Annotated in this window: 18 protein-coding genes; 8 read left to right on the forward strand and 10 right to left on the reverse strand. The window is 62.9% G+C overall.

The genetic code is table 11. From position 1 onward, the window contains the following. Positions 1-675 carry an ImuA family protein gene (locus So717_RS00865; RefSeq protein ID WP_238840585.1) on the reverse strand — a complete coding sequence of 225 codons (675 nt, stop codon included), beginning with the start codon at positions 673-675 and terminating at the stop codon, positions 1-3. A 234-nt stretch (positions 676-909) separates the two neighbouring features. On the opposite strand from So717_RS00865, the gene So717_RS00870 reads away from it, so the two are divergent. Together So717_RS00870 and So717_RS00875 are read left to right on the forward strand one after the other, a co-directional pair. Beyond that, positions 910-2175 carry an Hsp70 family protein gene (locus tag So717_RS00870; protein ID WP_174238987.1) on the forward strand — a complete coding sequence of 422 codons (1266 nt, stop codon included), beginning with the start codon at positions 910-912 and terminating at the stop codon, positions 2173-2175. Positions 2176-2722: 547 nt separating this feature from the next. Then, entirely contained in the window at positions 2723-5356 is a 2634-nt protein-coding gene (locus tag So717_RS00875) for a putative bifunctional diguanylate cyclase/phosphodiesterase (protein ID WP_159974326.1), read from the forward strand. Between the two features lie 211 nt (positions 5357-5567). On the opposite strand, the gene So717_RS00880 is transcribed toward So717_RS00875, so the two are convergent. From So717_RS00880 to So717_RS00890, 3 genes are all read right to left on the reverse strand, one after another. Beyond that, a complete protein-coding gene (locus So717_RS00880; RefSeq protein ID WP_159974327.1) occupies positions 5568-7136 on the reverse strand; it encodes a DUF2272 domain-containing protein in 1569 nt (522 codons plus the stop codon). A gap of 34 nt (positions 7137-7170) precedes the next feature. Then, complete coding sequence (locus So717_RS00885) at positions 7171-7983, reverse strand: hypothetical protein (RefSeq protein WP_159974328.1); 813 nt, start codon at positions 7981-7983, stop codon at positions 7171-7173. Between the two features lie 274 nt (positions 7984-8257). Then, positions 8258-9031, reverse strand: coding sequence for a sulfite exporter TauE/SafE family protein (locus tag So717_RS00890; RefSeq protein WP_159974329.1), 774 nt, complete (start codon positions 9029-9031; stop codon positions 8258-8260). Between the two features lie 74 nt (positions 9032-9105). Between So717_RS00890 and So717_RS00895 the strand changes: the two genes are divergently transcribed. Next, positions 9106-9957, forward strand: coding sequence for a LysR family transcriptional regulator (locus So717_RS00895; protein WP_159974330.1), 852 nt, complete (start codon positions 9106-9108; stop codon positions 9955-9957). Here So717_RS00895 and So717_RS00900 read toward each other — a convergent pair. The 3 genes from So717_RS00900 to So717_RS00910 form a co-directional block, all read right to left on the reverse strand. Then, complete coding sequence (locus So717_RS00900; RefSeq protein WP_159974331.1) at positions 9939-11126, reverse strand: glycerate kinase; 1188 nt, start codon at positions 11124-11126, stop codon at positions 9939-9941. The genes So717_RS00895 and So717_RS00900 overlap by 19 nt on opposite strands. A 96-nt stretch (positions 11127-11222) precedes the next feature. Continuing rightward, on the reverse strand, positions 11223-12881 hold the full coding sequence (locus So717_RS00905; RefSeq protein ID WP_159974332.1) for an SLC13 family permease: 1659 nt from the start codon (positions 12879-12881) through the stop codon (positions 11223-11225). A gap of 126 nt (positions 12882-13007) precedes the next feature. After that, positions 13008-14393, reverse strand: a complete 1386-nt coding sequence (locus So717_RS00910; RefSeq protein WP_159974333.1) for a S8 family serine peptidase — start codon at positions 14391-14393, stop codon at positions 13008-13010. Between the two features lie 182 nt (positions 14394-14575). Between So717_RS00910 and So717_RS00915 the strand changes: the two genes are divergently transcribed. The 5 genes from So717_RS00915 to So717_RS00935 all read left to right on the forward strand — a co-directional run bounded on the left by So717_RS00915 (position 14576) and on the right by So717_RS00935 (position 19695). Beyond that, entirely contained in the window at positions 14576-15106 is a 531-nt protein-coding gene (locus So717_RS00915; RefSeq protein ID WP_159974334.1) for an RNA polymerase sigma factor, read from the forward strand. A gap of 1 nt (position 15107) precedes the next feature. Further along, positions 15108-15878: an anti-sigma factor gene (locus So717_RS00920; protein WP_159974335.1), complete on the forward strand. Its 771-nt coding sequence runs from the start codon at positions 15108-15110 to the stop codon at positions 15876-15878. A 191-nt stretch (positions 15879-16069) separates the two neighbouring features. After that, positions 16070-17173 carry a P-loop NTPase family protein gene (locus tag So717_RS00925; RefSeq protein WP_159974336.1) on the forward strand — a complete coding sequence of 368 codons (1104 nt, stop codon included), beginning with the start codon at positions 16070-16072 and terminating at the stop codon, positions 17171-17173. A 165-nt stretch (positions 17174-17338) separates the two neighbouring features. Beyond that, a complete protein-coding gene (locus So717_RS00930) occupies positions 17339-18904 on the forward strand; it encodes a sensor histidine kinase (protein WP_159974337.1) in 1566 nt (521 codons plus the stop codon). A gap of 119 nt (positions 18905-19023) precedes the next feature. Then, entirely contained in the window at positions 19024-19695 is a 672-nt protein-coding gene (locus tag So717_RS00935; protein WP_159974338.1) for a response regulator transcription factor, read from the forward strand. Between the two features lie 77 nt (positions 19696-19772). Here So717_RS00935 and So717_RS00940 read toward each other — a convergent pair whose 3' ends face one another. From So717_RS00940 to So717_RS00950, 3 genes are read right to left on the reverse strand one after another with little or no spacing between them, the layout of a single operon-like run. Beyond that, entirely contained in the window at positions 19773-21422 is a 1650-nt protein-coding gene (locus So717_RS00940) for an ATP-binding cassette domain-containing protein (protein ID WP_159974339.1), read from the reverse strand. Beyond that, positions 21419-22285: an alpha/beta fold hydrolase gene (locus So717_RS00945; RefSeq protein ID WP_159974340.1), complete on the reverse strand. Its 867-nt coding sequence runs from the start codon at positions 22283-22285 to the stop codon at positions 21419-21421. The genes So717_RS00940 and So717_RS00945 overlap by 4 nt, the downstream gene beginning before the upstream one ends. A gap of 25 nt (positions 22286-22310) precedes the next feature. Beyond that, positions 22311-22883, reverse strand: a complete 573-nt coding sequence (locus So717_RS00950) for an aspartyl/asparaginyl beta-hydroxylase domain-containing protein (protein WP_159974341.1) — start codon at positions 22881-22883, stop codon at positions 22311-22313. Between the last annotated feature and the right edge of the window lie 557 nt (positions 22884-23440).

Consider the following 23440-nt stretch of genomic DNA (forward strand, 5'->3'; position numbering starts at 1 on the left):
TCAGAGGGCGCGTTTCCGGTGCGCTCCATCTGCCGCTGCCACCGCTCCATCGCGACCTGGGGCAAGGATATGGATACGATCCGCCGCCCGGTCATGGCCAACCCTCCAGGTGCCGGGTTTCTTGGTGCGGGATTTGAACAGCTCCGCCTGCCAGCGCGCCACACCAGGCGACTGTGCATCGTGCGGATGAGGAGCCGACGGGAGCGACGTGATACGCCAGCGGTCGCGCGCGGCGCTGACTTCGGGCGGGGCTGCGCGGCGGATCAGCCAGCAGGAGACCCCCGCCGCCTCGGCCCGCATCGCAAGCCGCTTGGTCGCTGTGAAACTGAGCGCCTTTGGCGCGCCCCAGATCTCGCCCACCACAGCACCGAGCGCGTGACAGCGCAGCCCTTCCTCCATCGCCCAGAGCGCATCGGAGGAATGGCTCACATGCACCCAGATCAGCTGCCGCTCCGCGCCCATCCCCGGCGGGTAAGGCTGCCCCGCCTCCTTGGCAGAAAGCCGATCCTGCACCCAGAGCACAGGTGCTGCGGATTTGGGCAGACGCGCCAGCACAAAGCCCATGGCCGCCGCATCGGTCACCGTTGTGGCAAAGACTTCCGAAAGGGCAACAGGCCGCACCTGGCCCGGCCCGGTCATGCCCTGAAGGCGCTTTATGGAAAGAGGGGTCGACATGCGCCACTGAACAACCTTCGCCAATGTTCACTTTATGTTCTTATTCGATTCGGCGAGATTTTGCCAGTCTTATCCCGCTGACCGATGCAAAAGAGGCCCTTCCCTTGGCATGACAAATCTGTACATAGGGTCGCCTCAACACCACCTTGCCACCGTGCACGTGGCGTTCCGGCGGAAACGCCGGGCCGTATCCTCCCCACTCCAGCGGAGCATTTTCAGGAAAGTCGTCCCATGCTGCAGGACCAGGCCCTCGCCATCGACTTTGGCACCTCCAACACCGCCGCTGCCCTGCTGCAGGACGGCGCGATCCACAGGCTCGCTGTGGAAGATGGCCAGCCCACGTTGCCCACGGCGGTGTTCTTTCCGGCAGACGAAGGCCCGATGAAAATCGGCTCCGCTGCGATCACGGCCTTGATCGACGGAGAAGAAGGGCGCTTCATGCGGGCGCTGAAATCGGTGCTGGGCGATCCGCTGCTGCACGAACGCCGCCTGATCTCGGGCCGGCGGCGCAGCGTGGCGGAGATCATCACCGCATTTCTGCAGCACATTCGCCAATCCGCAGAGCGGCAGACCGGCCAGCCGTTCCGGCGCGCGCTCTCCGGGCGCCCGGTGCAGTTCCACTCCGCCGACCCCGCCAAGGATGCGCAGGCCGAAGTGGATCTGCGCCACTGCTATCACGCCGCCGGGTTCGAAGAGGTGTCTTTCCTGGCCGAGCCGGAAGCCGCCGCCCTCGCCGCTGCCACCCCTGATGCGAAGGGCCACATCCGGCTGATCGTCGACATCGGTGGCGGCACCTCTGATTTCACGGTTGTCCGACAGGATGCCGCGCGCACCGCAGTTCTTGCCAGCCACGGGCTGCGCCTTGGGGGGACAGACTTTGACCGCGTGATTTCAGTCAAGGAGGTGATGCCCCATCTCGGCCTGGGCAGTCAGCTGCGGCGCGAGATGGGGGACGGCCTGCTGAGCGTGCCCACCGCCCCTTTCATTGATCTGGCCACCTGGGCCAAGATCCCCTTCCTTTACACACCCGCAACCCGGCGCATGGCCGCGGACATGCTGCGGTTGTCTTGCGCGCCAGAGCAATTGGGGCGCTTTGCGCAGGTGCTGGACCTGGAGCTGGGTCACGACATCGCCTTCGCCGTGGAAGCTGGCAAGATCAGCGCCACCACAGGGTCGGACAGGCCTGTCATTGACCTGTCTTGCCTTGCTGACGGGCTTGCGCTGCCAGTGACCGCGAGCGGGATCGAAACAGCTCTGTCAGATCATCAGGCGCAGATCAACCAAGCGGTCCGGGACACGCTGGCGCGGGCGGCGGTGCGCCCCGATGACGTAGCGCAAGTGGTGCTCGTGGGAGGCTCAAGCCTGATGTCAATGATTGATCGGGAGGTCCGGCAGATATGTCCAGCCGCAAATATCGCCTGCTCCGACGTATTCACCGCTGTTGTGGATGGCCTTGCACTTGCAACCGGCCCCTCAGACAAGCTTGTCCGCGCTGGCTGATTACTGGCGAAACGCCCCGCCAGACCTCAATCAAATACCGGCAAATTGACTAAATGGCTGCAAATCAAACTTGCTTCAACAGTGCTGAACTCGCAAAGCGCATCCTAAGTCTGTTCGGCCCGGGATCACATGAGAGACGCACAACCTATTAAAAATATTTACCTTTTGGACCTTGTTGGAGGCGCCAGACTATCAATGGGACTGCGACTTTTGGACTTATTCTTCGGGCCCACCTGAAGCGCGACGAGATCGTTTCTTCACGGCCCAATTATGAATGCCTTCATCAGGCATTAACCGCCGAATGCTAGCTAGGCGTTTGGTTTTACACGCGTGTTTTAACAAGTGGTAGGAGGGTGACATGCGCCGGGATTGGCCCACATCGCGCGTGCGCAATGCTCTGTTGGCACATGTTGCGTAGCGAGGGTTTTGACAGCATCGGCACCCGCGCGTGCTATTGGTCACATCCAAGAGGGTGCGAGGCTGATCTAAGGCAACGGTTGCGGACGCTCCGCCCGCTCGGATCGATGGCGTCAGGACGCGCGCACCCATGAAACAGGTCAGCTTTACGACCCGGTTTCTCAAGCTGACCCTGCTCGGCTACGTCTTTTCGGTCATGAGCGTGGCGGCTGCGATCTGGTTCGCTTCCGCACCCGCTCTGCATCAAATGCAAGAGGACGCCAAACGAGCGCATCTGGAAACCAAGGCGAATGTGATCGCCAACCTGCTGGATGACATCCTGGACGAAGCGGAATTTGTGGCCCGCTCGCCCGAGATCATCAACTACGTGATGGGGTTTGAAGGCCGGTCGTCCCCGGCGCAGAGCGCACTGCTGAGGTTACAGAACGCACAGAACGCACAGAACGCACAGAACGCACAGAACGCACAGAACGTCCGCCTGATCAGACCGGATGGTCAAGTGATCCTCTCTGTTGGTGAGAAAGACGCCAACTCTCCCTTCCTGCCGGTCGAAGCCATCGAGGGGCTGGACAATATGATCGGAGGGCGCTCCGAAGTTGCACCACGCATATCCTACAGACCCGCGGGCGAGACCTATCGTGCCCATTTTCTGGTCACGATACCCATCGTCTCCACAGGTCTGGTGGAGGGTCTGCTGGCCTTCGAGCGCCAGATGGATCTGACGCATGTGCTGAGCGCGGGACAATCGGCACCCAAGACCATCATCGCCACGCAATTCCAAAACGAACACTGGGAAACGTGGCACAGCGACGCCGGGCCAACCCTGTCGACACCGATGCCGGGCGCGGATTTCTATCTGATTGTCGACACGGATTCGGCGATGGTCCAGACCGTCGGACGAGCACTGGTGCTGACCGGGATCGGGGTGGCTCTTCTGGCATTGATCCTGCCGTTCAGTCTGATGGCGGTCTCAGGCATGCGCGCGATTGTGCGCCCGCATGAAGAGCTGGAACGGTCGCGCCGCGTGCTCGCAGTCAAGCAGAGTGAACTCGCGGAGTTGGCCCAGATCGCGCAACTGGCCAGCGAGAGCATCACAGTCACCGATGAGCACGAGACGATTCAATGGGTCAACAGCGCCTTCACGGATTTGACCGGCTATACGCAAGAAGAAGCGGTTGGACAGCGCCCGGGCGCGCTGCTTCAGGGCCCCAACACAGACCCGACCACACGGCAGATGCTGCGCAATGCCATCAAGGCCGGGCGTGCGGTTCAGGTCGAGATTCTGAACTACCGCAAGGATGGCCGCCCCTACTGGATCAATCTTGGCATCTCTCCGCTGAAAGCCTCCCCGACGAAGGGCCGCCGGTTCGCAGCCATCGCAACGGACATCAGCAGCGCGAAGGAGGCTCAGGCAAAACTGGCCGAAGCCCAAGCCGAGACCGAACGGCAATCGCTGCATGACGCGCTCACCGGGTTGCCCAACCGGCGGTTCCTCGACAATCTGCTTGAGGACGAGGTCACCAATGCCAATGGCCCCCGGACGCTGATCCGGATCGACCTCGACCACTTCAAGAATGTGAATGATACGCTGGGTCACAACGCCGGAGATTTCGTTTTGCAGGAGGTTGGGCGCATCCTGCGGTCGGGCATCCGGCCGGGGGATGTGGCAGTGCGGGTCGGCGGAGACGAATTTGTGATCCTGCTGGGGCGCGGCAGCACGTCGGAGCAAGCCACGCTGCTGTCAGAACGCCTGCTGGGCGAAATCCGCAAGGAAATGGATTTTGAAGGCAAGATGTGCCGCGTCGGGGCCAGTTTTGGCGTGGCCTCGGCGATCGGCGGGTTGATCCAGAACTGCGATCTGCTCAAAAGCGCGGATTCTGCGCTCTATACAGCCAAGGAACTCGGGCGAAACACCACCACCGTCTACACACCGCAACTGCATAGTATTGTGAACGAAAAGCGGTTGCTCTCCGCCGAAATTCAGCGGGCGCTCAGCATCGGTGAGTTTGAACCGTTCTTTCAGCCGCAGTTCGACGCGCAAAGCGAGGAGCTGGTCGGGATCGAGGCGCTGGCGAGGTGGGATCACCCAACACGCGGGCTGCTCTCGCCCGCGCAATTCCTGCGGATCGCCAATCAGCTTCGGCTTACGCCAGAAATTGATCGACAGATTTTCCGCGCCGGGCTTGCGCGGGTCTGCGAATTGAACGCCGAGGGTCTCCTCGTGCCGAAAATCGCCTTTAACATGGATGTCCATCAGATTGTGAGCAATCGGATTGAGGACATCGTGGCCGATTTCGACCTTGGGCAGACCCGGATCGCGGTAGAAGTTCTTGAAAGCGTCCTGGTCGAAGAGCAGGACCACAACTTCGTCGACCGGATCGACGGCCTGCGCGCGCAGGGCTTTCAGATCGAGGTCGATGATTTCGGCTCGGGTCATGCCTCGGTGATCGGTCTCAAACACCTGCACCCGCATGTCATGAAACTGGACCGCATGCTTGTGCAGCCGGTCGATAAAGACCCGACGGCGCGCGAACTTGTCCGCAATATGATCGAGATGGGAAAGGCTCTGGGCATTTCTGTCACCGCTGAAGGTGTTGAGACCGCCGAGCATGCTGCCATCATGACCGAGCTTGGCTGTGACACGCTGCAAGGGTTCTACTTTGCCCGCCCGATGGACTATGAGGATTTCCGCGTTTTCGCCCGTGCCAGCCAGCCCCAGGAGGTATTGCATCTGCCGCCACTCAAGGCCAAAAACAGTGCCTAAAAGCTACGCCTCGGCTGGCTCCAGAGGTGTTGAACAAGTCCGAAGACCGGGGCGCCTCTCATCCCATCTCGTGATCGCTTCAACGCGGTATTTTCTCGACCCGGCAAATGAGATCCGGCATAGAACAAGCAATCCCCAGGCGCCTTCGCGCTTTGGTGAGATAGGCACCCTGACACCACGAAAAGTGCCGAAAGAGATTATCTCCTGATCTTCAGCCGTCACGCAGCCGCAGCACCGCGATCCAGGGGAAGTCTTCGCCCCGTTGCCTGCGCGGTTTGAGCAGGCCGTCGCTGTCAATCCCCACCCGTTTTGACTTCACTGAGTTGTCCACGTTCCCGCCCACTGTGGTCAGGGAGCCATCGGTCTGATCCACCTCAATTACGAAGTCGGAATGCGAGGGGTAGTAGCCGTCGATCTTGAGGTGATCCAGGGCAGCAGCCAGATGGAACCGCGCAGCGGTGGCGCGCCCGTAGTGCACGATATCACCGGGCCGGGGCGCATATTGCTCCGGATCCATCAGATCGAAGAGCGGGGTCGCCAACCGCTCCTCCACCAGGTCCTGCACATATTTCCAATGAGCCTGCGCGCCCTTGAATCGGTCCGCACCAACGCCCTGCTCGGCGATGGCCCAACTGATGAAAGCCGCGGACCAAGCGGGGTTGCCCGTACTTCCGTCCGCGAATGTAACCACCGATTGGCCGTGATAGGGCAACCCCAGCGCCCTCCAGTAGTCCCCCACCCGGCTGAAGTGGCTATCCGCATTCTCTTTATGCTTGCCGTTTTCAAAATGTGTCAGTTCGCCCTTCAGAGTCGACAAAAGCCGCACGCGCAGACCGCTTGATGTAACCGATGACGCAGCCCTGCCAGCGCCATCAAAAACCGGGGACCAACCGCCGAAGTGGATCGCATGCGCCTGCGGCAACGATGTGCCTGGCGCAAAGCCGTGAAAATGCACATCTTCAGCGGCTTCATTGCCAAAGACGGCAACCGCGTTGGCCACCACATGATTGCCCCATTGCGACAGCGCCGTGGAGGACGACAGGAACGGGTTGAGGAAATGCGTGGCGCCGCCCAGCACACCGCTTTGCCCCGCAACCCGTGCGTTGAGATAGTCGGTCACGATGGTCTGGATCTGCGATGTTGCCGCACTCAGACCGGCCCAGCTGCCTGTCGCATTGATGGCGGAGAACTGAGACGGCTGGTCCATAACCGCCTGAAGGCTGCCTGGGAACCGGCCGTGGGCAACCCGGTTCAATATGGTCTCAACAACGGCCTGCACCCCACCGGTCAACTGCGCGGCACCATATTGGCCAAAATGCCCCACCTCGCTTTGCGCCACCCGCGCCAGCGCGTCGAGATCCTGCGGCGTGATCTCAATCCGGATCACACCCGCCGGTGGCGCCGCCGCAACGGCAGGCGTTGGTCCGGTTGGTGTTGAAGCGGGAGGTGGGGACGCCGATCCATCCGGATCCGACGCCGACGTGGCTGCCTGCGCGACGCCCTGCGCCTCCATCATCCGGTTCAGCCGAGCTGCAACACGGGCCTGTTTGGCCAATTCCGACGCTGCAAGCGCCTGCAACGCGCTGACCGCCTGCGCCAGTCGCCCCAGCCGCCAAGCCTCCGACATGCCTTGCAACTTGTCAGCCACGGTGATCTTGGCGTTCAACTCCTGTTGCAGCTGATCCCGCGCAGCGCCGCTCGCGGTCGCCAACTCCATCTGCAGATCAATGATCGCCGTTGTCAGCTGCGTAATTTCAGCCCGGTACGGATTGTCTGACATGGCTCAGTCCCCCAAAATAGCTTGATAAAATGGTCTAGAAAACTCCCACCAAGGCCCGATAGGCCGCGTTGATGTCCGTGACATGCCGGTCGATCCGCTCAGCCGACTCGGCCAGCAAGCTCAGCCCCGACTGACCCGCCGCCCCGGCCTCGACCCGCGTTTGCAACAGCGCCAGATCCTTGCGAGTCTGGTCAATCAACAGCACCCAGTCGGCCAGCATGCTCCGGAATGTCTCCAGTTTGTCGACGCTGCCGCCCGAAAGTGCAGTCGCCAGCCGGGCGGTCTGGTACATATCGGCGGTGTCGTCGCGAATGATCGCCAGGAAAGTGTCGACCGTCGCGGTGTTGTCCCGCACGTTGCGCACGAACTCATCCCGGTCGGCCCGGGCAAGCGACAGATTGGCCAGAACCTGCGTGGCGCCGATCACCGCGCTAACCTTGCCGCCCGCGCCCGGCCCTGCAACCAGCGTCGCGGTGTTGGCGGAGGCGGCGTTCAGACGGTCGATCTCGTCCTGTTGCAGACTGAGGGTATTGTTGTCCGCATAGCGCGCCAGGACTTCGTTGAAGGTTGTGGCTGCGGCAAACCCTTCCATGATGGTCAGGCTCAGCGGTGAGAGCGCAGTGGGCGAGTAGACATCGGCAAAGTCAGGGTCGAAACTGGCGGCATCCGTACGCCGCTTGCGGTCCATCTTGTCGTACTGATTGTAGGCATCCACAACCTGCTCCGACGCCGCGCGTGCCGCGTCATAGGATTGTTTGTAGTCCTGAAACGCCGCTGACCCCGGCACCGTACAACCTGCCAGAAACAGGCAAACGCCCCATAGAATACATCGACGCAAAATAGACATGCCGACCTGCCTGAAATAGCTCAAATAATAAGCAAAGGGTGACACAGCCTCCCTTTTCGCGTCAAGCGAGCAGATCATTCGGTGCCCGCACTCTGCAGTCGACAAGAAACCCTCTGGGGTTCTTAGGGCAGATCAGCGCAAGCGACATCAGCTGTGAAATCAATCAAAACAGAGACTTACGAGCGGAAGAATGGATACCCCATGCCGCAGCCGCAGTCTGGCGTGGGTGTGGCCGAGAAACGTCACTCCCGCCCCTTTGGACGCCGCTAGACGCTCAGGACAGCCTCCCGAACGTCAGGATTGCACCGCCGCTGTCGTAGAGCAGTTTGACCCCCGCCAGAAACAAAAACCCGTAGACCAGACGCGTGAATATGGTCTGTGCAATGACGCGGTGCAGGATCAGGCCAAGGCCAATTCCCACCACCAGCATCGGTGCAAGAAGCAGGCTCACCTGCAGGCTTTCCGTCGAGAACTGCCCCATCCCGGCATAGCTCACCGTCTTGATGGCGTTCATGGCAAAGAAGAACATGGTGTTGGTCCCGACAAAGACCGATTTCTGCATGTTCTGCCGCAGCAGGATGCCTTTCACCGGCGGCCCGCCCGCATGGGCGACAAAGCTGGCGAACCCCGACAAGGCCCCCAGCGCAAGGATGGTGGCGCCGGACGACGCCCCCACCCCGCGCCCACGGGTCTGCGCCAACAGGAATTGCGCCACAAAGACCAGTGCCAGCACGCCGACGGCAAACCGGATGAGATCGGCGCTCATCCAGTGAAAGGAGATCGCACCCAGGATCAGCCCCGCCCCCGCACCGGGCAGCAGCATCCGCACAACTGCTCGGTTCCAACGGTGACGATACTGCCAGACGATGATCAGATCCATGGCCAGCAGCACCGGCATGAGGATCGCCACCGCCACCTGTGGCGCGATGTAGAGGCTCATCAGGGGCACCGACATAACCCCAAGCCCGCCGCCAAACCCGCTTTTGGAGATGCCCGTGATCACCACCGCAAGCGCGGATACGATGTAGAAGGAAGATGTCAGATCCATGGGCGCGATATAACAAGGCGCAATAAATCATGAAAACGGTTTAAAAAGATCAAATAAATCGTATTCTACGATACATGCGCGATCTCAACGCCCTCGAAAGCTTTGTCGCTGCCGCCGAGACCCTGAATTTCTCGACCGTGGCAGGCAGGCGGAACACCGTTCAATCCGCAATCAGCGCCCATATCCGCAAGCTGGAGCAGGAGCTGGGCTGCGCCCTCTTTGATCGCGGACGCGGCAAGCCCATGTCGCTGACGCCTGAGGGTGAGGCCTTTGTGGTTTATGCCCGTCGGATCCTCGGCCTTTCGGATGAGGCGGTGAAGGCCCTGCGCGGGGCGCGTACGTTGCACCGGATCAGACTGGGCACAACCGTGACACTGGCGATGTCGGTGGTCACGCAGGCGCTGCGCAGCTTTGCCGCGCAGACGCCGGACGTGCAAATCCATATTCAATGTGAGCGCAGTGATGCCTTGCTCGCCTTGCTGGATGCGGGCGAGATCGACCTTGCTTTCATGATGGATCAGGGGCGCCGCCCCGGGCGCGAATTCGTCGAATCCAACGCGCTGGTCTGGGCAGGCATTGAGGAGGTCGATCTGCCGGACACGCAGGATGTGCCGCTGGTCTTTCTCACCGACGGTCGCGACTTGCGTAGCTATGCCTTTGAAGCCTTGGATGGCGCGGGCCGCACAGGTTATCTTGCACATCTCAGCCCGCACCCGATTGGGGTGCGGGCCTTTGTACTGGCCGGTCTGGCCGTGACGGTGATGCCCGCTGTGGCGGTCGGCCCGCCGCTCTGCAATCTGGGGCCGCGTCTGGGGCTGCCAGCGCTGAAAAGCATTGGCCTGTCGCTCTACCGCGATCCAAGCCGGTCAGGGCCGGAGATCACCCGCTTTGCTGCGGCCCTGCAGGATCACCTGCGCGCGCCCTGAGCCACCGCCGGGCGATCTGCCAGCCGCCAGCCCACAATCATCATGCGCATGGCGTCCTCAGCTGCACGGCGCAGCAGCTTTTCGCCCTTGTCGATGGCCTCATCCAGCGAACAGGGCCGCTTGATGATGGAGGCGAAGGCATCGATCCCGTTGTCCAGTGTCTCGCGCACGCCTTTGCCGATGGTTCCAGCCAGCGCAATGGTCTGGATGCCGCGCTCCTGCGCGCGACGGGCCACTTCGCAGGGCACCTTGCCATAGGGTGACTGCCCGTCGAGCGACCCTTCGGCGGTGATCACCAGATCGGCCTGCTCGAGCATCTGATCAAAGTTCAGATATTGCATCACGATGTCAAAGCGCGGGTGCAGCGTGGCCCCGGCAAAGGCAACCAGCCCGGTGCCCAACCCTCCCGAGGCACCGGAGCCGTTCGCCTTACCCAGCCGCAAGCCCATCTGCCGGTGGATCAGGGCGGCATAGCGTTCAAGGCCCGCCTCCAGCTCCGCGACCTGCTCCGGGCTCGCGCCTTTCTGCGGGCCAAAAACACGGGCAACCCCTTTGGGGCCGAGCAGAACGTTGTGCCAGTTTACGGCCACGTCAATCGAGACATGGGCCAACCGCGGATCCAGCTCGCTGGTGTCGATATCTGCAAGACGTTTCAGTTCGTATCCGCCGAAGCCGATCTCCTGGCCCTCGGCGTCCAGCAGGCGCGCGCCAAGCGCCTGCGCCATGCCCGCGCCGCCATCGTTGATACCGCTGTCACCGCAGCCCACAAGGATCCGGTCTGCGCCATGATCGAGAGCGCGCAAGATCAACTCGCCCACGCCATAGCTTGTCGTGCGTCCCGGATCGCGCATGGATTTTGGCACAAGGCTCAGGCCCGCAGCGGCGGCCATCTCCAACACCGCGGTTCGGCGCCAGGACCCGCCCATGATGCCAAAAAAGGACGACACCGGCTGGCCTACTGGCCCCGTCACCGTCGCCTCGTGCAGGTGCCCGCCGGTGGCGTTCACAAGCGCTTGAGTGAAGCCTTCGCCGCCATCGACCATCGGTGCCTCCAGCACCTCTGCCGAGGGCAGTGCCGCGCGCACGCCCGCGCTGATGGCTTGGGTCACGTCATCGACGGACAGGGACTCCTTGAAGCCGGAGGGTGCTATCAGAATGGTGAAAGTCATTTCTCTATCTCCTTGAATTTGCGTCTAAAAGAAGAACGGCGGGGAGATATTTTTATTCCGCGCGACAGGTTATTTCTCCTGCTTCCGGAGCACTTTTCAGCGCAGGCCGAGCACGTCGGTCAGCCTGTGCAACCCGCGTTGCGCATCTTGTCCAGCCGCGTCAATTTCCGCCCCCAGCCAGCGGATCACGCGTGGCTGATCGCGGTCCGACGACTGGGAAAGTGCAGCACCACGTTGCCCGGTTAGGGCCGGGCGTGCGACCGGGCGCAGAACGGCACGAGGCACCGGCTCCGAGAGTTCAACCTTCTGTATGACGGCAAACGCGGGGTCGGTCGGGCGTTGCAGTTGCATGGGCCAAAGCGTGATCGCAACGCAGAAAAGCGGCACCACAACCGCAGGCATCAGCGGTACAGCGAGACGGACGAGATCGCGCTGCGAGAAGGTCGGCATATCGAGAGCGCCATAGATCGCGACCGGTTTGGCGCTGGCCATCATTGTCTGGCAGAAGCCGGTGCCCATGACCGCAACCAGCACAATCAGCGCCGGATCGTGCCCGAAGGCAGCAATCGGCAAGGCCACGGCGGGGATCAACACCGCCGCCCGGGCGCTGCGCGAAGTGATCACCAGATGTGAGAGGACCGCGACGCCAGCCATAAAACCAACAGCCACCGCCTGGCTGCGCGCCAAGTCTTCCGGCAGCACGGCGAGCATGCCCTCTGCGAGCCACCGATCCGCGCCGCTTGTGATCATCGCCTCGGCAATCACAATTGTGGCCGTGAGATAGAGGATCAGTTCCACATCGACGTCGCGGAAAACCTCCTTGGTCTTGCGGTCGGTGAAGGGGCGCGACAGCAACAGTAACGCCCCTGCCAGGGTGATCACGACGATGGACATCCCGTGCAGGCTGGTCGTCGTCCACAACGCCAAAAGCGCCACGAGCATCAGCGCGAGGCGTCTCTGGCGGGTGGTAAGCGGGGCCCCGGGTTGGCGCAGCACCATCGGCATGTTGTGCAGGTCCGCAGGCACGAAGAGCCACAAGATCAGCGCCGTGGCCAGCAGGCAACACACCAGCGACACCGGCAGCCCCAGCATCAGCCACTCCAGATAGCCGATCCTGGGTCCACCTGCGCTGGCAATGGCGTCAACCGCGATCAGATGCGCGCCTGCGCCCAGCAAGGAGCCTCCGGCGGACAGCAAGATCACCGTGGGGAACAGCAGAGCGAGAGGGCGCCGCAGACGTGGGTCGGGCAGCTGTGCCGCCAGGGCCAGAAACACTGGCAGCAGAAGGGCTGCGCGCCCGGAGGTAGAAGGGATGAAAAATGCTGTGGCCGCAATCAGGACAGTCAATACGTAGCTGAGCGCCGCAAAGCTGCGCACGCGGGTCAGGGCACGGGCCACCAGATGCTCCATCAGCCCGCTGGATTTCAGCACCGATGCAATCACGAAGGCCGCCATCAGCAACCACACCAACTCGCGCCCCAGCGCAGCAAAGAGCTGCTGCTCGTGCAGCGTGCCGGTCAGCACAAGGGCAAGCGCTGCGGCCAAGGCGACGAGCGCATCCGGCAGCCGCGTCATGGTCCAGCCGATGACGGCCAGCGCGGTCACGGTCAGCGCGTGGCGCTCCTGCGCGTCAAGGGACTCCGGTAGCCAAAGCAGGCACGACGCCACAGCCAGCGCAATCGGCCCGGCCAGCAACTCAGATCTATGGAAGACGTTGGCGGGGAAACACTTTAGGGGCAATGAGGGGCTGATCATGGCGTGTCCTTCCAACTGTGGGGCGCATGGGAAGGAGAACGTGGGCGCGCCGTGGTTATTCCGCCCATGATGTCACAAAACTGACATATGGGCACAAAACCGCGTGGTGATGATGTGGCGAAAAGGTCAGTCCAGAAGCGCGGGCGCGCTGTTGGCCGGTGCCGCACAGATGGGTGCAAACTGCACCAGCCCGGCCCCAAAGACGTCATCTGGCCCGGCCTCGCCCAGATCGAGCGCAGTGTCTTGCAGGAAAGCTTTGACCTCAGCTGCTGCCAGCTCGGGCCGCGCCGACATCAGCATGGCCGCCGCCGCTGTCACGAAGGGGGCGGCAAAGGACGTCCCGGTCTTGGTCCGCACCCCGCGAATGGAGGCAGCGGTCCAGACCTCGACGCCGGGGGCTGCCAGATCCACATGCGGCCCGCGCCCCGCCCGCCGGTAGATCCGCCCTGAGCCATCCACCGCCGTGACCGTCAGCACCGGCGCGTAGCCGCCCGGAAAGACTGGCGCCGCGCGCGGCCCGTCATTGCCAGCCGCAGCCACGATCAGGATCCGTTCCTCGGTCAACCGCTCCACCATCTGCTCCAGCAGCACGTTATGCGGACCCGCCAGGCTCATGTTGATGATATTGACCTCGGCCTCGGCCAGCCGGTCCATCGCCTGCACCAGGCTGAACACATCGCTGCGCTCATCCCGGCCCGCGCGGTGAAAGGCATCCACGGCCAGCAGATCCGCCTGTGGCAGCAGCCCATGCGCCCGCCCTGTCCGCGACCCGATCAGGATGGCGGCCACGGCCGTGCCATGCTGCGCGCCGGATGGTGTGCGCTCCTGCCCGTCGATCTCAAGAACCGTCAGGCGCCCGCCGTCGAACGCTTCGTGCTCCGGGTTGATCCCGGTATCGATCAGCCCGATGCGGGCGGTGATCTGGTGGCAGGCACCCTGCTCCGCCACTGGCGGGACCCAGCCGACCTGGTCGAAGAAGGCGCAATGCAGGCCGGTGCAGGCCGGTACGATCCCCTGATTGCTGCGATAGAAATGATTGAAATCCGCCGCCTGTCCCGAGGGCAACTGCCGAATATTGGCCAAGGCCGTTTCCAGCGTCGTGCCCGTCGGGACCCGCAAACGACGCAGGGTGCTGCCCGCTGCGGCAATCTGCACTTCGCCCAGAACCTCGTATCCCGCTGCCGTCAGTGCCGCCAGATCCGCAGCCGAAAGATCGAGGACCACGATCTCATTCGCTGCCCGTGTGGCAAGGGGTTGCGGCTGCGGTGCGGGCGCGGCAGGGGCCGGTGACGGGCGGCCAAAGAGCCGATCCAGAAAGCTGCCCTCGCCGCCTGATCGGGGCCCGCGCCCGTTGCCCCGGCCATCATCATCGTCGTCATCATCATCATCATCGTCATCGCGGTCACTATCACTGTCGCTATCGCTGTCACTGTCCCCATCGTCGTCGTCGGCCCAGGCAGCGGTGACAAACGGGCCTTCCGGCCAGGCGGCTGGCACCGCCAGAACCATCATCAGGGACAGAATGATATGAAACGGCAGACCTTGCACAGGTGACCCTCCAGTTCAGCTACATTTTGCACGATCCCTGGCCAGATTGCGACGTGTTGTTGCGCCTCGGCGGGGGATTGCCATATTGGTAACGCAGGCAGCCCGCCGTCTATTCCACCCCGTTTTGCGAAAGTGCTCACACAGAGATGTCAGACCAGTTTGCAGACGACATCATCGCCTTCCTGCCCAACCTGAGGCGGTTCGCGATCTCGCTTTGCCGGTCGCCGGATACGGCGGATGACTTGGTGCAGATCACGGTGGAGCGGGCCTTTGCAGCGCGGCACCAGTTCACTCCGGACACGCGGCTCGATGCCTGGCTGTTTCGCATACTGCGCAACGCCTGGATCGACATGACCCGCCGCACCAAGACCCGAGGGACGCAGATTGACATTGACGACGCCCCCGAGGCCAAGACCGTTGACGGCACCCAGGTGACGGAGACCAGTCTGATGCTGACCGCCGCAAAACAGGCGATTGATACGCTGCCCGAAGAGCAACGCGATGTCATTCTCCTTATCTGTGCGGAAGAGCTGAGCTACAAGGAAGCCTCCGAGGTGTTGGGCACCCCCATCGGGACGGTGATGAGCCGGCTGTCGCGCGCCCGACTGGCCATTGCAAAAAAACTGGGAATAAACCCCAAACCGGCCCGTTCTTCAGGCAGTCAAGGAGACAGCTGAGATGCAACATCCTGAATTCACTGATGAAGAGCTGATGGCTTATGCCGACGGCGAACTGGCCGAAGACCGCGCCACCGATCTGGATCTGGCGCTCGCGGCGGAGTCCGATCTGGCGGAGCGATTGGCGCTTTTTGTCGACACGCGCATGTTGTCGAAAGAAGCGCTGGAACCAATGCTGGCCGAGCCTGTGCCGGAGCATCTGGTCGCTCAGGTGCAGGCCTTGGCTGCAGCCGGCCAGACGCCAGACGCGCCAACCGGCGAGACGGTTGTCGCCTTTCCAGACAAGCGCGCCGCGCCTGCCGCACCGCCGCTGTGGAAGCTGCCTCTTGCCGCAACGCTGGCGCTGGCTGTTGGTCTGGGGGCGGGGCTCAGCCTCGCTCCGACCGGAGAGACCGGAGGCGTCGGTCTGCAGATCGCAACGCTGACGGACCCGCAGATTATCGACGCGCTGCATACGGTTGCGTCTGGCGATGACCTGCTTTTGCAGGATGGCAGCCGGATTGCACCCGTGGCCACCTTCATGGACGGCAGCCAGGCCCTGTGCCGTGAGTTTGAGCTGGACCGCACGGATGGGCTAACCGTCGTCTCGGTGGCCTGTCACCGCAGCGGTGGGTGGGATGTGCAGATGGCGGTTGCGAGCGCCGCCGCGACCGAAACTGGCTACGCACCCGCCTCCTCACTTGAAATTCTCGACGCCTATCTGGCAGCGAATGAGGCGGGCCCACCGCTGGATCTGCAGGCTGAGGCAGAGGCGCTGCAATCGCTGCGCTGATCCTTTTCAACAGATCTGACGCATCTGAAAATCCCGCCAGTTTGGGCGGGATTTTTCTTTTTTTGAAAACGACTTACGCCGTTCATCTACAGTTCATTTTCCTTTACGGGATCGTTCATCCGATCAACAGGATACCGATATCCAAGCTGCCTAGATTGAGGATCAGACGCACCAAGACAAAGGAAAATGACATGACCCTGCACACTGCAAAACCCGACGTGACCCTGCTGCATCTGAACGCCAAATGGGCCTTCACCACCCGGCGGGTGGACCACGATGATGTGGCGGGCCTGAACCCGGCTGTCGAACATGGGGTCGCGGGCGATCTGGTTCTATGCGAGATCATCGAGATCAACCAGCACCAGAAAATTCAGCTGGCCCGTGGCCGGGCCTCCACCAGCTATCTCGGCGACAAGGTGGTGCTGTGCATTGGCGACCGCTATGCGCCGGATCAGTTTGAAGGGGCTGCGCGCATCACCTCCGAAGGGGCAGATCTGCTGGCCGGTGGCGGCGTTGTCGGCACGATGGAGCACGCCCATGCCCGTATGCTGGAGCCCACCAGGCTGCGCCCCATCGCGCTGCTGACCGACCGCGATGGCGAGGTTATCAACATTGCGCGCTACAGCCTGCAGGCAAAGGCGATCCCCGAGCATGTGACCGTCATCGGTGTCTTCGGCGCCTCGATGAACGCGGGCAAGACCACGGCTGCGGTGAGCCTTGCGCATGGTCTGTCGCGGGCAGGCTTCAGCGTTGCGGGTATCAAGGCCACCGGCACTGGGGCTTTCGGCGACTTCAACGCCTTTGAGGACGCGGGCGTCAGCGCCATGGACTTCACCGACGCCGGTATGCCCACCACCTACCGGATGCCGATAGATCGTGTCGAACAGGGGTTCGAAACCCTCGTGGGCACTGCCGGGGCCAATGGCGCTGACATCGTCGTTGTGGAGATTGCCGACGGCGTCTTCCAGCAGGAAACTCAGGAGATTCTGGCCGGATCGCGCATTCGCGATCGTATGGATGCGATCCTCTTTGCCACGCCGGATGCGTTGGGGGCTGTCGGGGGTATGCGGGTGCTGGCGGACTACGGGCTGAGGCCGTTTGCCATCTCCGGCAAGCTGACGCAATCGCCGCTGGCGATGATGGAGGCGCGGATGGCGACCGGCGTTCCGCAATTGTCGCGCGAAGATCTCTGCACGCCTGAGGCGGTGATGGCTGTGGCCGGGCCAGTGCTGCGGCAGACCCGCAGCACCCCCACCAGGCCCCCGGCTGCACTCGAAAGCATGACCGCCGCTTGAATGTAGCTGCCTCAATATTGCAACACGGGCCGCATAGAGCATGCGGCCCGTGTTGTGCTGTTTCGGGCTGACCCGTAGGCCTGTGGCAGCAGCGCCGGGAATCTGCGATGAACCACGGCATGATCTCTCAGCCGCCCGGCGGTGCACCCTTCTGGAGTTGACCCTATGCGCATTTCCAACCTGCTGCGTGGCCTTGCCGCCCTGATGCTGATCATCGCGCTCAGCGGCGCAGCCCTCGCCTATTGGAGCGCACAGCAGGCCGCCTATTTCAACGCACGGATCAATCTGGCGCATAAGTCCTACGAGGCGCATCTGCAGCTGAGCGGCAACACCTATCAGCTCTTCAAGCAATACGGCGACGCGATGCTCATCGGCGACCGGGACAAGGGCGCCGGAGAGGCGGAGCTGATCCGGCTGATCCGGGCCAACGTGCGCGACATCCGCGCTCTGATCGGGCAGGAGATCGACCTGGTAGGCGAGGAGGAGATCAGCGAGCTGCAGCTGCTGTCGCGGATTGAGCGCAAGATCGAAGGGCTGATCACCCGCTTTGAAGCGGTCCGGAAGGAGACCGGTGCCGAGCAGTTTGGGCGCAATTGGGCGGATATGTCGACCATGCTGGATGACGAGATTGACCGCGAATTCCACCTGATGATCAACGCAGCCCTGGCCGAAGAACTGGAGGAGGTGGAAGAGACCCGCGCCGCCGCCGCACGCCATCTGAAAACAGCGAACGTTGTCACGCTGCTGCTGGTGATCCTGGCGCTTGGAGTCGTGACTGGCGCGCTGTGGATCTACACCACCCAGATCATCCGGCCCATGGGACGGCTGATGCAGGGGGTCAACGCGCTGGCAGAAGGTCATTTCGATCATCGGATGCAGGTGCGCGGCCGCCATGAGATTGCGGAGATCGGCGGCGTCATGGACACGATGGCAGCCATGGTGGAAGCACGAACCCAGTCGCTGACCACCCAGAACTCCGAGCTTGAAGAGGCCGTGCGCACCCGAACCGCCGCGCTGGAAAGTCTGTTGCAAAAGTCGCGTGTGGCCGAGAACGCGCGCCGTCAGATGCTGGCGGATGTCAGCCATGAGCTGCGCACGCCGCTGACCATCATTCAGGGCGAAAGCGACGTGGCCCTGCGCGGAGAGGATAAGACGCCCGAAGAATACCGCGAGGCGCTGCGGCGCACGCGCGAGACCGCGCGGCACACCAATCTGCTGGTGGATGATCTGCTGTTCATCTCGCGCGAGGAATCCGGCAAGAGCCGGTTGAAGCTGGAACGCGTGGATCTGGCAGAGCTGCTGAAAACCACTGTCGAAGTCTTTGACCGGGACATTCCCGTTCTTGCAGATGAGGAGGATCCGCAGATGTCGCTGGATGCCGCACGCATTCGCCAGTGCATTGCCGCGATGATCCAGAATGCGCGCCGCTACGGCGGCCCCGATGTGGTTGTGCGCCTGCTGCGCACCGCCACCGGTTTTCGCATCAGCGTGGAAGACAACGGCCCCGGGCTGCCCGACGCGGAGAAAGAGAAGGCCTTTGAACGCTTCTTCCGCGGTTCAAACGCCGCTGACCGCTATGAGGATGGCGCCGGTCTCGGGCTTCCGGTTGTCCGGTCCATCGCGCGCGCACACGGCGGCAGTGCGCTGCTGAAAGACCGTCCGGGCGGCGGACTTTCGTGCATCATGGAGCTGCCGATGGTGCCCCCCTTGCGCGTGGTGGCGCAATCCTGAACTCTGCAAAAAACTGACGATCAGACCACGCGCTCGGGAATAAGACACAGGCCGATCCGTTTGTCCTATCAGTGCGGGTGAAAAACCCCCGCCAGGGACGTTGGAAAGGCGCATTGATCATGAATATCCTGCTGATTGAAGACGAGCTGCGGGTTGCCGATTTCATTCGGCGGGGTCTGAAGGCCGAAGGCTGGGCGGTAGAGCACGCAAGCGATGGCGAGACCGCGCTGGACATTCTTCAGGACCGGGACTTTGACGTGATCCTGCTGGATCTGATGCTACCGGGGATTAGCGGCCAGCAAGTGTGCCAGACCATGCGGGCCCGCAACAACACAACGCCGGTGCTGATGCTGACAGCGCTCGATTCCGCCGATGAGCGGGTGGCTGGCCTGCGCCTCGGCGCGGATGACTACCTGCCCAAGCCCTTCGATTTTGACGAGCTGATCGCGCGGCTGCAGGCGCTGCACCGGCGCGCCACGGGCTATGCCAGTGATGCGGACGCGACCCTGATGCGGTGTGAAGGGCTGGTCTATGACTGCTCTGCCATGGTGCTGACGGTTGACGGCGTTCCGGTGGAGCTCTCCGCAAAGGAGCGCGACCTGATCGCGGTGCTGATGAAAAGCCGCAACAAGGCGCTCAGCCGCGAGCGCATCCTGAGCGCGGTCTGGGGCACCCATGAAGATCCGATGACCAATGTGGTCGATGTCTACATCGGGCGCCTGCGCAAGAAGCTTGGCCCTTACGGCAGCCTGATCACAACCGTGCGTGGTGCAGGTTACCGGTTCGGCTGAGGCACATGTTTTGAACCAAGAAAAGGGCGCGCTGTCGGGCTGGGGATATGGACCCGACAGCGCGCCGCCACCTGACCTCAACGGCTGAGATCAGGTGAGACCAGAAGATCACCGGGCTTGCCGGTGTCGACGATTTGCCCCGCATCGATCACCCACAGAACGTCCATCTGCCGAGCAATCCTCGGGTTGTGGCTGATCAACAGCGTGGTCGCATCGCAAAGCGTGACCAGCTTTTGCACCAGCCGCGCGCCCTCTTGGTCAAGCGCATCATCCGGCTCATCCAGCAGCAGAAGACGCGGCCGGGACAAGGCCGCACGGGTCAGCAACACGCGGCGCAGCTCACCGGCGGAGAGATTGCGCCCAGCCTCCGCCACGGTTCCCTCCAGCCCACCGAGGCGCGTAAGCACCTTTTGCAGGCCAAAGGCCTCTGCCATGTCGATAATCTCCGTGTCTTCAGGCCGGCCCTGCACCCCCATGGTCAGAGCGCGCCGCAATGACCCCTTCAGCACGGGAGAGCGTGCACCAATGAGGGCAACGGTCTCACGCCGCTCGCGCGGCGAAAGTGCTGTGGGCGACATATCCCCTATCAAGACCTCACCTGTCTCCGGCAGCTCCAGACCGGCCGCAAGGCTCAGCAAGGTCGATTTGCCCGCCCCATTGGCGCCGACAATCCCAATCTTCTGCCCTGGCAGCGCGGTCACATTGATGCCCGACAACGCCCCGGCGCTGACGTCCGAGAATATGACGCTTGGTGGGGCCTCTGGCAGGGCCGTATCTGCAGCGCGGGTGATCTCAAGTTTGGGCACGCGGAGCAGTTTGAGGCATTTCTCCCGCGCGTTGATCCAGGCGCGGTGGCGATCCCAGACGCCTGCGAGATCACGCATCGGCTGGATCATCAAACCGACGGCGGCCAGCGCACCGGCCGCTTCCGCACCGGGCAATCCGCGATGCAAAGCCACTGCAAAGACGCTCGCCGCCGCCAGCCCGGAGACCGCATCGGGGATGGCCCGCAGCAACGCCGCACCACGTGCCCGCAAGAGGGCTGCATCCACCAGCTTCTCGGTGCGGTGCCGCAGACGGTTGGTCTCGATCTGCATCCGGCCAAGCAGCCGCAACTCGGGCGCGTGCGGAATTCGCTCACTCATGTCCGCGGCCAGACGGGCCCGGCGCGCGCGTAGCCGTCTGTGTGCGGGGCCCAAGCGCGGGCCCAGCACGGTTGAGACCGCCAGCCCCAGCACAATCGGCACAGCGACGGCCAACCCAATCTCGGGGTTCATGTAAAACAGCACAGCCGTCGCCACCGGCAGCACCACAAGCGCGGAAATCATCCGCGCAAGCCCCAGGCTGACCCAGGCGCGCACCGCCGTCAGGTCACCGACAAACCGCAGCGCCAACGCGCCATTACGCCGGGTGGCGAGGTCCCGCGCCGACACCCGCGCCATATGCCGAAAGAGCTTGATCCGCAGGGCCGCAGCAAAGGCCTGCCCGACCTTCTCGGCTGTCATGCGCTCGAAAAACCGGAACGCGGCAATGGCACACCCGGCCAGTGCAACGGCTGTAAGAGCCAGAACCGGAAGCGCCGGGTCCTGCGCGTGAATGGCCGCGAAGATGTCGCGGGTTGCAAAGGCGGCGATGCCAGTGGCCGTGGCCTGCCCCAGCGCCAGGGCCACCAGCACGACAATCTTGCGCCCCCGCCCCTCAGCGGTGATTTTCGGCAGCGGGCTCATGCCCTTGCCCCCCGAGTGTGCGGGGTCGGAACGCGCGATTGTCCTGACCCGGCCTTTGGCAACACGATGCGGTCCAGCCCGCCGAGGCGCATGCACGTCTCAAAGTGATGGCCACAGCCAGGCAGCACGTGCAGCGCGATATCCGGCTGAATACGCAGCTCGCACGCCGCGCGGCGCAGGGCCTGCGCCCACGACCGGGCGCGGGCCAGACGGTGCGGCCCTTGCTGCGCGTCAATCTGCGGCCCGCTGCGGGTGTTGCGGTCGCGCCGGCTATCACAGGCACCGACGCTGACCGTGATGGGCAGCGTCAGGAACCGGTGCAGATTGGCCGCCAGCCGATGCCCCCAGCCGTCGGTGTGATCGGGACGCGGCCAGAGACCATAGGGGTAGCACGCCGTATCCGGAAAGGTGTACCACCCCGGTGACGCCACGCTGAGACGGCGCAGCCGATCCGGGTGCAGCATCGCAAAGCGATGAGCAAACTGCGCCCCACCGGAAAACCCGAAGAGGTCAAACCGCTCGGTCGTGACCACGCCGGCGACCCTGAGCGACAACAGCAGATCGAGCAGGGCCAGGTCGGCCCGCCCGCACAAGACCGCCTGCTGATAACCCAGCCAGCTTGCCTTGTCGAAGATCGGCGCAATCACCACCCGGCCTTGTGCGGCAGCACGCTCCGCAAAGAGGGCGGCCTGCTGTTCGGCGCCGCGCCGGATGCCGTGCACAGCGACCAGCGGTGGCTGGCCCGGCACCGGATGCTCCGGCAGCGCCAGCCAGCAGGGCAGCACGCTGCGCGACGTCGCTGGCCAAAACACAAGTCGGTACGGCAAGCGTTTCGGAACCATCTGGAGAGCATGGGCACGCATGGGGGATCTCCTTGTCTGGCGGGTTTCAGGCCGCGTGGCCAAAGACCTCCTGCGCGCGCTCTGTGGGCAGCATGTCAAAGATCATGTGGATACGATCCTGATCGCCATCGTTGTTGGCCTCATGCATCTGGTCATTGTCGAACCACCACAGCTCGCCCTGCCCCATCCGCACCTCTTCATCAGCGGCCTTCATCCAGGACCCAAGCGCCGAGGCCAGTACCAGATGATAGCGATTGCGCACACGATAGTAATCGCCACGGTCGATATGCGGATAGACCCGCTTGCCCGCAGGCAGACTGACGATCTTGGCACGGCCCAGAATGCTGTCCTGTTCTTCGGCAAACTGCTCCAGAAAGGCGCGGGCCACGGGGAAGGTCTTGGATCCGGTTGTCCAGCGGCTCTCATGCACATCCCGCCGGGCGCGCCCGTTGATCGCCGACTTGCGCAAGCCCCGCAGCGGTATCGCCTTGGCCTCGCGCTGGACAGCGATCTTGTCCTGCCGACCTGTTGCCAGGTCCCACGCGCCAGAGACACCCTTGATCTCATCGAGGAAGGGCGTCGGATCAATGTCTGATTTGATACGCTTGAAGTATTTCATTTTCATCTCCTTGCAGGGTGGCCCCATCTGGGCCGCAGCTTGTGCACAGCCCCTGAGCCGGAGGATCAGCCAAGGGACCACATGCTCACAAAGATGGGAGAGCGCGCACCAAAATTCAAACCAAGATATTGATTTTAATACTGTATTCAGAACGCTTTCATCGGGGATTTATCTTACGTTCATCTTTGGCTCCGCAAGCATCAGGCATTGGCAACGCTGAGGCCTGTGTCTCCCGTCACAGACTGCGAGGCCCAGAGTGTCCGACCTGCGCGATCTGATGATCGACCGCTTCGTGCTACCGGCCCTGTCCCCAAGGGCCGGACACCCTATCACACCGATCTGCGGTTGGTGCGAGAGCCGCGCCGCGTGTTCATCGCGCCACATCTCGACCAGCGCGCAAGCTGCTGGTCATTGTGATCCATCCCAGCGACTGCCCTGCTCTGCCGGAACGTCACGGCTGGAACCCGCCACAGCGGAGGGCGGCTTCGCCGAGCTTTGCAAAGTGCCCGTCACGCCCAACACCGCTTTTGTCCAGCCCCGCACCGAAAAGCCTGGCG

The organism is Roseobacter cerasinus, from assembly GCF_009811755.1.
Taxonomy (GTDB): Bacteria; Pseudomonadota; Alphaproteobacteria; order Rhodobacterales; family Rhodobacteraceae; genus Roseobacter; species Roseobacter cerasinus.

Excerpts from the sequence above, each read along its gene's own strand:
- So717_RS00865 (WP_238840585.1), bottom strand. The coding sequence starts at position 675 with ATGTCGACCCCTCTTTCCATAAAGCGCCTTCAGGGCATGACCGGGCCG.
- So717_RS00945 (WP_159974340.1), bottom strand. The coding sequence starts at position 22,285 with ATGCGTGCCCATGCTCTCCAGATGGTTCCGAAACGCTTGCCGTACCGA.
- So717_RS00895 (WP_159974330.1), top strand. The coding sequence starts at position 9,106 with ATGCGCGATCTCAACGCCCTCGAAAGCTTTGTCGCTGCCGCCGAGACC.
- So717_RS00900 (WP_159974331.1), bottom strand. The coding sequence starts at position 11,126 with ATGACTTTCACCATTCTGATAGCACCCTCCGGCTTCAAGGAGTCCCTG.
- So717_RS00920 (WP_159974335.1), top strand. The coding sequence starts at position 15,108 with ATGCAACATCCTGAATTCACTGATGAAGAGCTGATGGCTTATGCCGAC.
- So717_RS00935 (WP_159974338.1), top strand. The coding sequence starts at position 19,024 with ATGAATATCCTGCTGATTGAAGACGAGCTGCGGGTTGCCGATTTCATT.
- So717_RS00940 (WP_159974339.1), bottom strand. The coding sequence starts at position 21,422 with ATGAGCCCGCTGCCGAAAATCACCGCTGAGGGGCGGGGGCGCAAGATT.
- So717_RS00910 (WP_159974333.1), bottom strand. The coding sequence starts at position 14,393 with ATGATGGTTCTGGCGGTGCCAGCCGCCTGGCCGGAAGGCCCGTTTGTC.
- So717_RS00890 (WP_159974329.1), bottom strand. The coding sequence starts at position 9,031 with ATGGATCTGACATCTTCCTTCTACATCGTATCCGCGCTTGCGGTGGTG.
- So717_RS00905 (WP_159974332.1), bottom strand. The coding sequence starts at position 12,881 with ATGATCAGCCCCTCATTGCCCCTAAAGTGTTTCCCCGCCAACGTCTTC.
- So717_RS00915 (WP_159974334.1), top strand. The coding sequence starts at position 14,576 with ATGTCAGACCAGTTTGCAGACGACATCATCGCCTTCCTGCCCAACCTG.
- So717_RS00880 (WP_159974327.1), bottom strand. The coding sequence starts at position 7,136 with ATGTCAGACAATCCGTACCGGGCTGAAATTACGCAGCTGACAACGGCG.
- So717_RS00885 (WP_159974328.1), bottom strand. The coding sequence starts at position 7,983 with ATGTCTATTTTGCGTCGATGTATTCTATGGGGCGTTTGCCTGTTTCTG.
- So717_RS00875 (WP_159974326.1), top strand. The coding sequence starts at position 2,723 with ATGAAACAGGTCAGCTTTACGACCCGGTTTCTCAAGCTGACCCTGCTC.
- So717_RS00950 (WP_159974341.1), bottom strand. The coding sequence starts at position 22,883 with ATGAAATACTTCAAGCGTATCAAATCAGACATTGATCCGACGCCCTTC.
- So717_RS00930 (WP_159974337.1), top strand. The coding sequence starts at position 17,339 with ATGCGCATTTCCAACCTGCTGCGTGGCCTTGCCGCCCTGATGCTGATC.
- So717_RS00925 (WP_159974336.1), top strand. The coding sequence starts at position 16,070 with ATGACCCTGCACACTGCAAAACCCGACGTGACCCTGCTGCATCTGAAC.